The 14,729-nt window shown below is 67.6% G+C and carries 12 protein-coding genes; 5 read left to right on the top strand and 7 right to left on the bottom strand.

The features are described from left to right. The first annotated feature begins 34 nt into the window (after positions 1 to 34). Positions 35 to 382 carry a hypothetical protein gene (locus VJ897_RS10695; RefSeq protein ID WP_324055626.1) on the top strand — a complete coding sequence of 116 codons (348 nt, stop codon included), beginning with the start codon at positions 35 to 37 and terminating at the stop codon, positions 380 to 382. On the opposite strand, the gene VJ897_RS10690 is transcribed toward VJ897_RS10695, so the two are convergent. From VJ897_RS10690 to VJ897_RS10675, 4 genes are read right to left on the bottom strand one after another with little or no spacing between them, the layout of a single operon-like run. Beyond that, positions 379 to 2,454 carry a hypothetical protein gene (locus tag VJ897_RS10690; protein ID WP_324055624.1) on the bottom strand — a complete coding sequence of 692 codons (2,076 nt, stop codon included), beginning with the start codon at positions 2,452 to 2,454 and terminating at the stop codon, positions 379 to 381. The two genes, VJ897_RS10695 and VJ897_RS10690, sit on opposite strands and share 4 nt — an antisense overlap. Next, positions 2,451 to 5,237, bottom strand: a complete 2,787-nt coding sequence (locus VJ897_RS10685; RefSeq protein WP_324055622.1) for a DUF4159 domain-containing protein — start codon at positions 5,235 to 5,237, stop codon at positions 2,451 to 2,453. Before VJ897_RS10685 ends, VJ897_RS10690 begins: the two co-directional genes overlap by 4 nt. After that, positions 5,237 to 6,112 (bottom strand): DUF58 domain-containing protein, encoded by an 876-nt coding sequence (locus VJ897_RS10680; protein WP_324055620.1) that lies wholly within the window; start codon positions 6,110 to 6,112, stop codon positions 5,237 to 5,239. Before VJ897_RS10680 ends, VJ897_RS10685 begins: the two co-directional genes overlap by 1 nt. Beyond that, complete coding sequence (locus VJ897_RS10675) at positions 6,109 to 7,116, bottom strand: AAA family ATPase (protein WP_324055619.1); 1,008 nt, start codon at positions 7,114 to 7,116, stop codon at positions 6,109 to 6,111. Before VJ897_RS10675 ends, VJ897_RS10680 begins: the two co-directional genes overlap by 4 nt. A 63-nt stretch (positions 7,117 to 7,179) precedes the next feature. Between VJ897_RS10675 and VJ897_RS10670 the strand changes: the two genes are divergently transcribed. Then, entirely contained in the window at positions 7,180 to 7,770 is a 591-nt protein-coding gene (locus VJ897_RS10670) for a DUF1285 domain-containing protein (protein ID WP_324055616.1), read from the top strand. A 15-nt stretch (positions 7,771 to 7,785) separates the two neighbouring features. Continuing rightward, the gene (locus tag VJ897_RS10665) at positions 7,786 to 8,544 is read left to right on the top strand and encodes a hydroxypyruvate isomerase family protein (RefSeq protein ID WP_324055614.1); all 759 of its coding nucleotides are present in this window, start codon (positions 7,786 to 7,788) and stop codon (positions 8,542 to 8,544) included. Between the two features lie 119 nt (positions 8,545 to 8,663). Here the strand turns inward: VJ897_RS10665 and VJ897_RS10660 are convergent, their stop codons facing one another. From VJ897_RS10660 to VJ897_RS10650, 3 genes are all read right to left on the bottom strand, one after another. Continuing rightward, entirely contained in the window at positions 8,664 to 10,133 is a 1,470-nt protein-coding gene (locus tag VJ897_RS10660) for an NAD-dependent succinate-semialdehyde dehydrogenase (RefSeq protein ID WP_414706731.1), read from the bottom strand. A 93-nt stretch (positions 10,134 to 10,226) separates the two neighbouring features. Next, positions 10,227 to 11,204, bottom strand: coding sequence for a P1 family peptidase (locus VJ897_RS10655; RefSeq protein ID WP_324055612.1), 978 nt, complete (start codon positions 11,202 to 11,204; stop codon positions 10,227 to 10,229). Between the two features lie 104 nt (positions 11,205 to 11,308). Then, positions 11,309 to 12,427, bottom strand: coding sequence for a DUF418 domain-containing protein (locus tag VJ897_RS10650; RefSeq protein ID WP_324055610.1), 1,119 nt, complete (start codon positions 12,425 to 12,427; stop codon positions 11,309 to 11,311). A 214-nt stretch (positions 12,428 to 12,641) separates the two neighbouring features. Here VJ897_RS10650 and VJ897_RS10645 point away from each other — a divergent pair, with 214 nt between their 5' ends. After that, a complete protein-coding gene (locus VJ897_RS10645) occupies positions 12,642 to 13,844 on the top strand; it encodes an aminopeptidase P family protein (protein WP_324055608.1) in 1,203 nt (400 codons plus the stop codon). Positions 13,845 to 13,925: 81 nt separating this feature from the next. Continuing rightward, complete coding sequence (locus VJ897_RS10640; RefSeq protein ID WP_414706730.1) at positions 13,926 to 14,696, top strand: L,D-transpeptidase; 771 nt, start codon at positions 13,926 to 13,928, stop codon at positions 14,694 to 14,696. The last annotated feature ends 33 nt before the right edge of the window (positions 14,697 to 14,729 follow it).

Raw genomic sequence — 14,729 nt, 5'->3', positions numbered from 1 at the left:
ACGTTTTGCGCCGCGGGTCTGATACCATCCCGCCATGAGATACTTGACCCTCTGCCTGTTCGCCGCCGGTCCAGCTTTGGCCGATCCGCCGGAGATCAGCGATTCTTCCGCGCGACTGGCGGGTGATGGCTGGCGTTTCAGCGTCACCATCGCCCATCCGGACACGGGCTGGGATCACTACGCCAACGGCTGGCGGGTCGAGGCCGCCGACGGCACGATCCTTGGTGTGCGGGGCCTCGCGCATCCCCATGTTGCCGAGCAGCCCTTTACCCGGTCTTTGTCGGGCGTCGAGGTGCCGACGGGCGCCAGAATGGTCCATATCCGTGCACGGTGCTCGGTGGATGGCTGGAACGCGGACCGGGTCGCTTTCACCCTTCGCTAACGCCGCCCTTCGCGCAACCAGCCGCCGACGATCAGCGCCGCAGCGATCAGCAGAAAGGCCCAAGCCGGCAATATTGGCGAGACGCTGATATCGGCGGTACGGTATGCGCCGCGCGGGGTGATCCCGATCCAGCCATTGCCCGAGGCCGGGCGGCCCGCGCGCACCTCGCGCAGATCGGGCAGACCTTCGGAAAGGCGTGGCGCCCCGCCGTTCACGCGGTCGATGACCGGGGCGAGGACCTCGACGCTGGCGATGGTTTCCTCGAATTCGCGCGGCGCGGCGGGGCCGAGGGCGATAACCGCCTCTTCGTCGTCATCGGTCAGGCGGTAGAGGCCGATCTCCGGCGCCTCCCAGCGCGTTTCGAATCTGCCGGGGTTGATCCGGTCCAACTCCACAACCGTTTCCGTTCCATCGGGATGGGTGATCGTCACCGGGCCCACGTCCTCGCCCAGGGTCCGGCGGATGATCCGCATGGTCTGGCCGGTGGGCTCGACCCAGAGCGCTTCTTCCTCGAGTTCGGGTTCCTTCATCATCCAGTGGGCAAGCCTGCGCAGCAATTCAAGCTGCGGGCCACCGCCCTCGAAGCCGCGGTTCCATAGCCAGGCATGGTCCGAGGCCATGAGCGCCACGCGTCCCTCGCCAACCCGTTCCAGCATCAGCAGGGGCTGGTTGTTTACCCCGTTCATCACCGTGGTGGCGCCGGGGGTCGGCGTCACCTCGATATGACGGAACCACCTGCCCCAGCCCGGGGTGCCGTCCTCGTTCTCGGCGGCAGTGGCGAAATCGGTCAGGCCCTCTGTCACGGGATGACGCTCGCCCAACTCGGTCAGGGTGGGGCGGAAGCCCTGTTCGTAGACCCCGGCGGTGGGCGCGCCCGGCAGCACCGCACCCAGGGGCGAACGATAAAGCGAGTCCGCGCTGGCATAATCCGGCCCGGCCGCGATCAGAACCGCGCCGCCCTCGCGCACGTAGTTGGACACGTTGTCGAGATAGGCCGAGGGCAGGATACCGCGCCGCTGGTATCGGTCGAAGATGATGAGGTCGAATTCGTCGACCTTTTCCAGGAACAGTTCGCGCGTGGGAAAGGCGATAAGGGACAGCTCGTTGACCGGCACGCCATCCTGTTTTTCCGGTGGCCTGAGAATCGTGAAATGCACCAGGTCCACCGCGGAATCCGACTTGAGCAGGTTGCGCCAGGTGCGTTCACCCGGGTGCGGCTCGCCCGAAACCAGCAGCACCCGAAGCCTGTCACGCACACCATTGATCTGCACCACAGAGGCATTGTTGCGGTCGGTCAGTTCGCCCTCGGCCTCGGGCGTGGCGAATTGCAGCACGTTCATGCCACCATGCGGGATGTCCACCGGCAGCTCGATGTCCTCGTTGACCGGCACTTCGAATTCCATCGGTTCGCCGCCGTCCACCGCGATTGTCAGGTCGACAAGGCCGGCGTCCGGTGCTGCACCCTGATCCTCGATCCGCAGGGTCAGGGTGACGGGTTCGCCCAGGATGGCAAAGCTCGGGGCGTTGCGCACGACCAAGCGACGGTCCCAGTCGTCCGCCTGCCCGGTCAACAGCGCGTGCAGCGGTGCGGGCAGGTCAAGCGGAGCGTTGGTGATGTCGTGGGCGCGGCCGTCGGTGATCAGCACCATCCCGGCAACGCGGTTGCGCGGTTCCTCGGCCAGCGCCTCGGACAGGGCGGTCATCAGTTGCGTGCCCCGGTCGCCCTCGCCGTCGCCCAGTGCGACGACCCGTAGCTCGGTGTTGGCGCGGGTGGCAACCTCCGCGCGCAGGTTGTCAAGTGCGGCCTGTATCTGTTCCGGGCGGTCTGCGATGCGCTGGCTGGCGGACTCGTCCACGACCGCGATGACGATATCCGAAAGCGCCGCGCGCTCTTCGCTTTGCAGCGACGGGTTGGCGATGGCGGCCAGCAGCACCAGCGCGGCCAGCGTCCGCAGAACCCAGCCGGCCAGCCGCCGCCAGATGGCCAGTGCCAGCCCGAGCAGGGCCAGTCCTGCCAGTGCGTAGATCATTGGCAGCGGGATCAGCGGGTCGAGAAGAATCTGTCCGGTCATTGGCCCAGCCTGTCGAGGAGCGCGGGGACGTGCACCTGGTCGGATTTATAATTTCCCGTCAGCACGTGCATGACGAGGTTGACCCCGAAGCGCATGGCAATCTCGCGCTGGCGCTCCCCGGCCATGCCGCGCCCGATCGGCACCAGCGGGGCGCCGGTCTCGTCCGTCGCCCAGGCCGCGGCCCAGTCGTTGCCGCCGATGACGACAGGTGTCACCCCGTCGTTGAGGTCGCGAAAGGGCATCCCCTCGGCCGCCTGCGCGTCCGGCGGGGCGGCCTCGACCCAGACGTCGCGGGTGGCGTGGCGGCCCGGGAAATCCTGCAACAGATAGAAGGTCCGGGTCAGGACGTGATCCTGCGGGATGGGTTCCAGCGGGGGGATATCCAGACCCCGCGCGATGGCCTGCAGGCGCTGGCCCTCGGGGCTGGAAGAACCAAAGCGCGCCAAGTCGGCATCCCGCGTGTCGAACAGGATCATACCGCCGGTGCGCAGGTAGCGGTTGAGCTTGGCATAGGCCGCGCGGCTGGGCAGGTCCTGGTCGGCGGTGACAGGCCAGTAAAGGAAGGGGAAGAAGGCCAGCTCGTCGGTCTCGGGGTCCACGCCCATGGGCATGGAGGGTTCGATAGAGGTGCGCTGGAACAGGGTATTGGACAGACCGTAGAGCCCCGCCTCGGACATCTCGTCCACGCGGGGGATGCCGGTTTCGACGTAGGCGAGCACCACGTTCGAAGTCGCGGCGACTGCGAAGTCTTCCGAGACCGGTGGCGCGGCCTCGTCCTCTTGCGCCTGTGGTGGCGTGGGCAGCCCGGCGAGCGCAAGGCCCAGCACTGCGGCCGCCACCCCGGCGCGCGGGCCGCGCAACCGGCTTGACAGGGCCAGCACGGCCAGGATATCCAGCATCAGAAGCATCAGTGCGCCACCCAGCAGCCAGCCCTTGAGGGCGGTTTCGCGGGCCATCTCCAGCCCTTCCACGGGGATGCGGTCAGGCCAGGTGGTGGCTTGCAGGCGGCTGTCGGTGTTGAAGACATTCACGGCGATGCGGCGCTCCTCTCCGGCGTACAGCCCTGGCGGCATCTCGGCCCCCGGGGTGAGGTTGGCCAGCCGGGACCCGTCGACGCCGGGCAGGGCGCCGGCATCCTCCAGAACGCCGAAGGCGTTGAGCACGTCCTCGGGCATCCAGTTGGTGCCTTCCATTGCCTCGAGGTCGGGAACGGCGGGGCGGGTCGATACCGCCAGCCGTTCGAGCATCTGAACGAAGAGACCCGACAGCGGCAGCGTCGACCATTCGGCATTGGCCGTGACATGGAACAGGACGATGTTTCCCTGGCCCGCGTCCTTTCGGGTGACAAGCGGCGTGCCGTCGGCCAGCTGTGCTATGACCCGCGACGCCAGCGTCGGGTCGGGCTGGGCCATGACCTGGGCGCTAACCGCAACATCCTCGGGGATTCCGAGGCCATGGAATGGGCTTTCGGCATCGAAGGGGGCAAGGGCCTTGGGCTCGCCCCAGCTCATGGCGCCGCCGATGGACCGGCCCCCCGCGCGCAAGCGCACTGGCATCAGTGGGTCGAGCGCCTCGCGGCTGACATCACTGGCCGCCAGCCGCGGCCCGGCGAACCGCACCAGCAGGCCACCGTCCTCGACCCAGGCTTCCAGGTCCTCGGCCTCCAGCGCCGAAAGCGTGGCAACATCGGCGAGAACGATCACGTCGGGATTGGCCAGCAGCACGTCGGCCAGGGTGCCGTCGACCAGGTCCGCCGAGGGGGCCAGCGCCTGGCGAAGGTAGTGCAGCGGGTCCAGCAGTTCCAGTTCCTCGCGGTCGTTGCCGCCAGAGATCAAGGCCACCTCGCGCCGTTTCAGCGCATCGTCGGCCAGCGCCACCGCGCCGGCCGAGGGAACGCCCTGCACCTCGAAGCGGGTGATGCGATTGCGCAGTTCCGGAGGAAGGGAAAGCTCCAGCGTGGCGCGACCCTCGTCGGCGGCAAAACCCAGCGTCTCGCTCGCCAGCCGGCGTTCCACGCCAGCCGGGTCGGGCCCGATGGCATTGACGCGAAGCTCGGCGGTGCCAACGGTGCGGGCGCGCAGGGCCTCGAGCATGACGGTCCCATCCTCGAAGCGCGGCGGGGCCAGGCCATAGATGGGCCGGGGGCTTTCAAAGACGCGGACGATGCCGCGTGCCTCGAGCCCGGCCAGCAGGTCCGCTCGGCTGTCGCGGGCCACGCCATCGGAAAGCCAGAAAGTGTCGAAATCGCCTGAAAGGGCTTCGACCCAGTCCGCGATAGCCTCGCTTGCGGGGCCGTGCGGGCGCGGGACCAACCCGGCGGCCTCTTGTGCGACGGCCTGCGCATCACGGAAAACTGGCCCCTCGGCGGGCAAATCGGTCAGCTGCACCAATGCCGCGCGGCGCCCATCGCTGGCGGCATCCCGCAACGCGGCCTCGACCCGGTCCAGCCGCCGGGGCCAGTCGCGCGCATCGGCCCAGGTGCCATCGACGAGCACCAGGAGCGGTCCGCGCCCGGGCCGGTCGTCCTGCGGGTTCAGCACCGGCCCGGCAAAACCGAGGATCACTGCGGCCACCGCCAGCATCCGCAACACAAGCAGCCACCAAGGCGTCCGGTCGGTCTGGCTCTCATCGTCTGCAAGGCCCAGCAGCAGCGCGACGCCCGGAAACCGCCTCCGGGTTGGCGCGGGCGGCACGGCGCGCAGCAACAGCCAGAGAATCGGAAGGGCGATCAGACCCAGCAGCAGCCAGGGCGCGCCAAAGGCTATGGGCCCCAGCGACCACATCAGGCGTGCCGCTCCAGCGCCGTGTAAAGCCACAGCAGCGCTGCGGTGGCGCTTTCGCCGGTGTGGTGCGTGTGGAACTGCCAGCCGCTGAGGCGGGCCAGGTCAGCCAGCCGCGCCTGCCGCTCGGCCAGCCGGTCGAGGTAGCGCTCGCGCAGCTCGCCGGCCTTGAGAGTTTCATGCCGCATGGCGCCGGTCATGCTCTCGAAAATGGTGCGTCCGTCAAAGGGAAAGGCCTCCTCGGCGGGGTCCAGCACCTGCACCAGCGCCCCGCGGATATCGCGGTCAGCGGCCCGCGCCAGCGCCCGCTCGACCGCGTCCATGTTGCCCAGGAAATCCGACACGAAGACCGCGCGGGAATGGTGCAGCATCCCGTCGGCCACGGGCGCGCCGAAATCGTCCGGGTGATCCTCGCACAGCAACAATGCCATCTGCGCCGCCTGCGCCTCGCCCCGCCTGGGTGGGAGCAGGTTGCCGGTCAGCCCGACCCGCTCCCCGCCGCGCAGCAACAGGATCGCCGTGGCCAACGCCAGAACACGGGCCCGGTCGGCCTTGGTCACGCCGCCCTCGTTCGAGGTGAACGCCATCGAGGCGGACTGGTCCACCCATACCTGCACCGACTGGGCGATCTGCCATTCCTTGTCCTGCACGAACTGCGCATCGGACTTGGCGCTGCGACGCCAGTCGATGTGGCGGCGTTCGTCGTGATACTGCGCCGGGCGGTATTGCCAGAAGGTGTCGCCCAGCCCCGCGCGCCTGCGGCCATGGTCGCCCACGATCACCGTGGTCGCCAAGTGTTCGGCCTCGGCCAGAAGCGGTGGCAGGGGCGCGGCCAGCGCCTCGGCCCCGCCGCGCAGTGTCAGGGGCCGCTCGGTCACGCGGCGGCCTCGACCCGGGTGACCTGATCGGCAACCTGCGCGATGACGTTCGACAGGCTTTCGCCCCGGGCGCGGGCGGCGAAGGACAGCGCCATGCGGTGGCTCAGCACGGGGGCGGCCATGCGGCGCACGTCCTCGGCGCTGGGCACGAGACGGCCGTGCAGCAGCGCCTCGGCCCTGACGGTCATCATCAGGGCCTGCGCCGCACGCGGCCCCGGCCCCCAGCTGACAGTGTCGCGCACGATCCGCGGGGCCTTGTCGTCCTGCGGGCGGCAGCCACGCACGAGGTCCAGGATCATTTCGACCACCGCCTCGCCGATCGGCATGCGGCGCAGCAGGGTCTGGGCGTCCAGCAACTGCTGGGCGTTGAGGACACTGACCGCTTCGGCCTCGTCCACGCCGGTGGTCGCCATGAGGATGTCGCGTTCGGTGTCGCGGTCCGGATAGGGCACGTCTACCTGCACGAGGAACCGGTCCAACTGGGCCTCGGGCAGGGGATAGGTGCCTTCCTGCTCGATCGGGTTCTGGGTGGCCAGAACGTGAAAGGGTGGCGCCAGCCGGCGATGCGCGCCCGCGATGGTGACCTCCTTTTCCTGCATGGCCTGCAAGAGGGCGGACTGGGTGCGCGGACTGGCACGGTTGATCTCGTCGGCCATGAGAAGCTGGCAGAAGATCGGCCCTTCGATGAACTTGAAGCTGCGCGACCCGTCCGGCCCGGTTTCCAGAACCTCGGAGCCGAGAATATCGGCAGGCATCAGGTCGGGGGTGAACTGGATGCGGTTGCCTTTCAGGCCCATGACCGTTGACAGTGTGTCCACCAGCCGCGTCTTTCCCAGGCCCGGCAGCCCGATCAGAAGAGCGTGACCGCCGCAAAGCAGAGCGGCCATGGTCAGGTCGACGACGCTTTCCTGCCCGATGAAGCGGTGCGCGATGGCGGTACGGGCAGAGGCAAGGCGCTCGCCCAGCGCGTCCATTTCGGCGACAAGCTCGGCATCATCGGCCATGGCAAATTCTCCTGCAAAGACTATGTTCGGTGTATAGTGGAACAGATATCGCGCCGGGCACCAATGGCAAAGACAAACCCTTCTGACACCTCCGTGACCGTCTCGGCCGAGAACATAGCCTCCTCGGCGCGTGCCGCCACAAAGGGGCGCGGATTGCCGCCGGTGGACAAGTGGGACCCTCCCTTCTGTGGCGACCTCGACATGCGCATTGCGCGCGACGGCACCTGGTTCTACCTGGGCACGCCCATCGGACGGCCCGAACTGGTGCGACTGTTCTCGACCATCCTGCGCAAGGACGGGGATGACTATTTCCTTGTCACCCCGGTCGAGAAGGTCGGGATCACCGTGGATGACGCGCCCTTCGTCGCCGTGGATTTCGAACGCGAAGGCGATGCTCTTCGGTTTCAGACCAACGTGGGCGACGACGCGGTCGCGGGGCCGGAGCATCCCGTCCGCGTGACGCGTGATCCCGAGACCGGCGAGCCGTCTCCCTACGTTCTGATCCGCCGCAACCTCGAGGCGCTGATCGACCGCAAGTCCTTCTACCGACTGGTCGAAATCGGCGAAACGGCGCCGCACGACGGGCAAGAGTGGTTCGGCCTGCGCTCGCAGGGGGCGTTCTTTCCGATTATCCCCGCGGCCGACCTGCCCTAGGCGGCGACGGACCCCATGCCCCGCTTTTGCGCTAACCTGACGACGCTTTTCACCGAGGTTCCGCTGCTGGAGCGGCCCGCCCTGGCCGCCGAGGCGGGCTTCGAGGCGGCAGAGATACTGTTTCCCTTCGGCACGGATGCCACGGCACTGGACCGGGCGCTTGCCGGGGCCGGTCTGCCGCTGGTATTGATCAATTGCCCGCCATCCGACCCCCTCGACTCGCAAGGGCCGCGCGGGTTCGCCGCGGTGCCGGGCGAAGAAGCGGGGTTCCGCAAGGCGCTGACGCGCAGCCTGCGCTACATGGACATGCTGGGCGCGCGGCGGCTGAATGTCATGGCGGGCGTGGCAGATGGCCCCGAGGCGGCGGGCGTCTTCGCCGACAACATGGCCTGGGCGGCCGAGGCGGCAAAGGGCCGGCTCCTGACCATCGAGCCGACCAACCCCGCCGACCTGCCCGGCTGTTTTCTTGATGATTTCTCGGTCGCGCTGGCCCTGCTGGAGGAGATCGGCGCCCCCAACCTGGGCCTGCAATTCGATGCCTACCATGCCCATTGCATCACCGGCGACGTGCCGGGCACCTGGGAAGCGGTGGCCCCCTGGGTAAGCCATGTCCAGGTGGCGGGGGCACCCGACCGGCACGAACCGGCGGGCGGCGACATCGACTACCCGGCCTTCTTCCGGCAACTCGATGCCGGTGGCTATGACGGCTGGGTCAGCGCCGAATATTTTCCGCGCGGGGCCACGCAGGACGGGTTGGGCTGGTTGCCGGATTGAGCGCTTCCGCGCACTTTCATGCGGCCAGCGGCCGGGTGACGCGCTGCCCGGAGGCGGGCCTGCTGCTGGCGGGGCCTCCGGCGGCGGTATTTCGGGACCCAAAGAAGCCGGGACTCGGCTCAGACGCCAAGGCACATGTATTTCATCTCGGTGAATTCGTCGATGCCGTGGGACGACCCTTCCCGACCGAGGCCCGACTGTTTGACGCCGCCGAAGGGGGCGACCTCGGTCGAGATGATGCCGGTGTTGATGCCGACGATCCCGTATTCCAGCGCCTCGGCCACCTTGTAGACCCGTGAGATGTCCTTGGCGTAGAAATACGAGGCCAGCCCGAAGATCGTGTCATTGGCCATGGCGATGACCTCGTCCTCGTCGGTGAACCGGAACAGCGGCGCAAAGGGACCGAAGGTTTCATCAGTGGCGACCTTCATGTCGGTGGTCGCGTCACAAACGATGGTCGGCTCGAAGAACAGCCCTTCCAGCGCCTTGCCACCTGTCAGGACGGTGCCGCCCTTGGCGCGCGCGTCTTCCAGGTGGGCCTTCACCTTTTCCACCGCTGACGGTTCGATCAGCGGGCCAAGGTCCACACCCTCTTCCAGACCGTCGCCCACCCGAAGCGCGTCGACAGCTTCTTTCAGCTTCGCGGCGAAGGTGTCGTATATCCCGTCCTGGACGTAAATGCGGTTGGCGCAGACGCAGGTCTGGCCGTTGTTGCGGAACTTGCAGGCGATGGCGCCCTGCACTGCGGCGTCGATGTCAGCGTCGTCGAACACGATGAAGGGGGCATTGCCGCCAAGTTCCATCGAGCATTTCATGACCTGGTCGGCGGCCTGGCGCAGCAGGATGCGTCCGACCTCGGTGGAGCCGGTGAAGGTCAGTTTTCGCACGAGAGGGTTCTCGCAGAATTCCTTGCCCATGCCCGAGGCGTCGGTGCCGGGCACGACCGAGAAGATGCCCGCCGGCACGCCCGCCTCTTCAGCCAGCCTGGCCATGGCCAGTGCCGAGAGCGGGGTCAGTTCCGATGGACGCGCGACCATGGCACAGCCCGCGGCCAGGGCCGGTCCGACCTTGCGGGCGATCATGGCGATCGGAAAGTTCCACGGCGTTATCGAGGCGCAAACGCCCACGGGCTGGCGGATCACGGTGATGCGCTTGTCGGGCTGGTGGCCGGGGATGGTCTCGCCGTAAAGGCGCTTGGCCTCTTCGCCGAACCATTCGATGAAGGATGCACCATAAGCAACTTCGCCGCGCGCCTCGGCCAGCGGTTTGCCTTGTTCGGCGGTCATGATGCGGGCCAGGTCTTCCTGGTGTTCCATCATCAGGTCGAACCAGCGGCGCAGCACCTTGGCGCGATCCTTTGCGGTGCGGGCCGCCCAGGCGCGCCGCGCGGTGTCGGCCGCTGTGATGGCCTTGGCGACTTGCGCTCGGTCGAGGTCGGCCACGCGGGCGATGACATCGCCGCGCGCGGGGTTGGTGACCTCAAAGGAGGCGCCACCGGGGCCGTCGACCCAGTCGCCCCCAACGAAGGCCTGTTCGATCAACAGGTCGGGGCGGGAGAGAATGTCCTTGAGGTGCGTGCTGGCGGTCATGATTGGCCTTCTGGTACAAGTGTCGGGTCCAAAGGTATGGTCCTGGCGCCGTCGGGCCAAGGGGGCATTCTTCAAGGGCCGCGCGGCGCGTGGTCAGGCCGTGGACCAGCTGGGCAGGGGGTCATTCGGCGCCGGGCCGGCCGCATGAACGCCCCGGGCGATGGCGCGGGCCAGGCACGTCGCGGCGGCGTGGCCCAGCGCCAGCGTCTCGGGCGCCGGGTTCGTGAGGCGTCGCGCCCCGGTGCTGACGGCGAAGACCAGGTCCCCGTCCATCGGGGTATGCGACGGCACCAGCGCGCGGGCCAAGCCATCATGGGCGGCGGTGGCCATGCGCGTGCACTGGGCTTGGGTAAGCGTGGCGTCGGTGGCCACCACGGCGATGGTGGTGTTGCCGGGCGCTTCCATCTTGGTGGGATGGTGATCCGGAAAAGCCGAAGCAGGGCCGAGGCCGCCGAATTCCGCGCCCTGCTCGAAAGGGGCGGCCCAGAAATGGCGCGTTGCGCCCACGGTTGCGCTGCCAAGAGCATTCACGGCGACCAGCGCGCCGACCGCGTGCCCCGACTGCAGAGGCACCGAGGCCGATCCAAGCCCGCCCTTGAAGGTGGCAGTGGTGCAGCCCGTTCCCGCACCGGCGCTGCCGAGGGTAAAGGTTGGCGCGGCGGCATTCAGGGCGGCGCGACCGAGCGCGGGATAGGGATTTTCCTGCCAATCGTGATCGCCGCCCGCCATCAGGTCGAAGAGGATCGCGGCAGGCACGATCGGCACCCTGTGGGGGCCGACGGCAAAGCCGCGCCCCATGGCGCGCAAGCCCTCGGCGACGCCATCCGCAGCGGCGAGGCCGAAGGCGCTGCCACCTGACAGGACCAGGGCGTCGACCTGCTGCACCGTCTTGTCCGGGGCCAGAAGATCGGTTTCGCGGGTGCCGGGGGCGCCGCCCATCACGGCGACCCCGGCGGTGAAGGGGGCTTCGGCGGTCAGGACCGTGACGCCGGATTTCAACCGGTCATCCTGCGCGTTTCCCACCCGCAGCCCGGCCACATCCGTGATCAGGTTGCGTGCGCCCGCTGTCATCGGGCGTGGCCCCGGGGGCCGTTGGTTGCCGTGGCGCGATCGCTCATGCCCGTCACTGTGCGGCATCAGGCCGCCAATGACCAGCCATCCGTGCCCGAGCCTTGTCAGGCCTTTGGCTGGCCGGCATAGGTGATCCGCCGCAAGACCCATTCGAAGGGCCCGAGGGCAAAGCGCATGCGCCAGATCGCGACCAGGCCGATCAGGGCGATGGTGACGACAAGGGCGATGCCCGTCGCGGTGGCCCGGTCGACCGCGCCCCATAGCCCTAGGCCATATCCTGCGAAGATGGTCGACAGCAGGATGGACTGGCCCAGGTAGATGGTCAGGCTGGACCCGCCCGCCGCGAGGGCGCGGGACAGGATCGGGCCCGGCGGGCGGGCGATGGCGGCGATCAGGCCAAGGTAGCCGAGGGTTGCGACCGGCGCGACCGCGATGGCCAGGGCGGCGCCCGCAACGCCCGGCCCCCATTGCCAGGCCGCGGCGGCGCCGAAGCTGAGAACGATACCGGGGCCGAGGCACCAGCGGCGCGCCCGCCGCCAGAGCGGATGCGCCGCGTTGTCGATCATGCCCGATTTCACCGCCGCCAATCCCAGGCAGAACCACCCCAGCGCGGCGGTCCCCTGGACGATCAGGAAAGCGGGCAGGGTAAAGGCAAAGCCGATGGCCCGGAACAATATCGCCTCCGGGATTCCGCCCCCGGTCATGATCTCCCGTTCGAGGGCGACCAGGTCGGCCGGCGCGTCCGGGATCGACAGCAGGATGGGCGGTGCGATCGCCACCTGGACCAGCAGGAGCGCCACGCCGACGCGTAGAAGCCGGCCCGCCGACCAGTTTCGAAAGCGGTAGAGGACCGCGCCGGTCACCGCATAGATGACCAGGATGTCGCCGGGGAAGAACAGGCAGCCATGGGCGATGCCAAGGGCCAGCAGGCCGAGCATCCGGTTTCGATAGACGCGGCCGAAGGCCAAGCCGCGCCGTTCTGCCGATCGCATCAGGAAACCCAGTCCGACCCCGAACATGAAGGAAAACAGGCCGTAGGTCTTGAGTGTTGCAAGCCCGTTGACCAGCCAGAGTGTCACCGCGTCCGCGGGGGTGGCGCCGCCCGGATCGACAAAGCCCTGCAACGAGGAGAAGGCCATGTATTGCACGTTCACCACGACGATGCCGAACAGCGCCACGAGGCGCAGGTAGTCGGGCATGAGGGCGCGGCGGCTTTCGGTCATGGTTGGCATTCAATCTGGCGAAAAGGGAAATGCCGGCCAATCGGCCCGGCGATCACAATTCACCGCAGACAAGACCGGGCGGCAACAAAATTCTGGAATTCTGTTGCCCGCCTGCCTAATGAGAGAGCTGCGCGGGGCGCGATGGCGTCGCCCCCGATTTCCTGCGCCTTTCCGTCCTGAACGCCGGGACCTCTTTTAGCGAAGGGGGCCAGACATGGACCGTCCCGACTTCTACCGTTTTCATCAAGGTGACCGCGTGCTGCCGTTCGAGGCCGCCGAATACGAGGCGCGGCTCGCCGCCTTGCGCGCCGAGATGGAGGACAGCGGTATCAACGCCTGCGTTTTTACCTCGATGCACAACATCGCCTATTACTCTGGCTTTCTCTATTGCGCCTTCGGGCGGCCCTATGGGCTGGTCGTCACCGTCACCGACTGCGTGACGATCAGCGCCGGGATCGACGCGGCACAGCCCTGGCGGCGGTCCTTCGGGGACAGCATCACCTATACCGATTGGCGGCGGGAGAATTACTGGCGCGCGATCAAGTCCGTGACCGGTACGGGCGCGGCGGTCGGGATCGAGGCCGACCACCTTACGCTGGCGCAACGTGATCTTCTGGAGGATTTCCTGGAACCGGTTGTCACCCTGGATATCGCACCGGCCACCATGGCGCAGCGCATGCGCAAGTCGCCAGCCGAGATCGCGCTGATCCGCGCCGGGGCCGAGGTGGCTGATGCCGGCGGTTACGCGATCCGCGATGCGATCAGCGAAGGCGCGCGCGAGATCGACGTCGCCATGGCCGGCCGCGACGCGATGGAACTGGAAATCGCGCGGCGATTTCCGCATGCCGAGTACCGCGACACCTGGGTCTGGTTCCAGTCAGGGATCAACACCGACGGCGCGCACAACCCGGTGACGGCACGCAGTTTGCAGCGCGGGGATATCCTGAGCCTCAACACGTTCCCGATGATCTCGGGCTATTATACCGCGCTGGAACGCACCCTGTTCATGGGCGAGGTCGATGCCGCCAGTCTCCAGACATGGGAGTCCAATGTCGCTGCCCACGAATACGGCATGTCGCTGCTGAAACCCGGGGTGAGCTGTGCCGAGGTCACCGAGAAGATCAACGCCTTCTTCGCCGAACGCGACCTTCTGCAATACCGCACGTTCGGATATGGCCATTCCTTCGGTATCCTGTCGCACTACTACGGGCGCGAGGGCGGGCTGGAACTGCGCGAGGACATCGACACGGTGCTGGAACCCGGCATGGTGATCTCGATGGAACCGATGCTGACCATACCCGAGGGCCAGCCCGGCGCCGGCGGCTACCGTGAACACGATATCCTGGTGATCACCGAGGACGGAAACGACAATATCACGGGCTATCCCTATGGACCGGCTTTCAATGTGGTCGACTGAGGCGCCTCGGCCTGATGACTGGGATTGTTTCGGCGTGCGGGCCTGCTAGTCTGGGATAAAATCGATAGGATACCGTTTCTTATGCGCCATGCTTTCCGTCTCGTGATCCCGTTTCTGTCCGCGATGGCCCTTGCGGGGTGTTCCGGGGGGCTTGGCGGGCTGGTTCCGGGCGGTCCTGTCGACGGGTACGGCGCGCTGGAAGACGGCGATTATGCCCTGCCCCCGGTTCCCCCGGAGTACCTGCAGGGGGTCAACCGTCGCATGCCTGTCGTCTATGATGGCCCCGAGGAACCCGGCACCATCGTTGTCGATCCCCACGCGAAGTTCCTCTATTTCGTCGAGGGAGACGGCGGGGCCATGCGCTATCCCATTGCCGTTGGGCGCGCCGGGCTGCGGATGCGCAGTGACTCCACAGTGGGGATGAAGCGCGAATGGCCCGGCTGGACGCCCACGGCCAACATGCTGCGCACCCAGCCCGAGGTCTATGGCCCGTTCGCCGGGGGCGTCGAGGGCGGCTTGGCCAGCCCGCTCGGTGCGCGCGCGCTCTACCTTTACCAGAATGGACGTGACACCTTCTTCCGCATCCATGGCACCAATGATCTTCCGTCGATCGGAAACTCCGGCTCGGCGGGCTGTATCCGCCTGTTCAACCAGGATGTCATCGACCTTTATGAACGGGTCGAGAGGGGCGCGCGTGTGACCGTCCGCAGCTACGAGGAATCCGTCTCGGCCGAAGGCGAGGAACTGGCGAATCGAGGCGAGGAATTGCCACCCACCATCGTGGACCCCGAATCGATCTACGGCGCCACGGACGTGCCTGCCGACGATGCCGCGGCCCGCGGGGAGACCTGAGCGGGTGGGCATGGACGGTGCCCGGTGTGGCCC

Origin of the sequence: Salibaculum sp., assembly GCF_035270045.1 — a bacterium.
Classification (GTDB): domain Bacteria; phylum Pseudomonadota; class Alphaproteobacteria; order Rhodobacterales; family Rhodobacteraceae; genus Salibaculum.
Note: the sequence above shows the minus strand (reverse complement) of the source record. Positions and strands in the feature narration are given on the sequence as shown.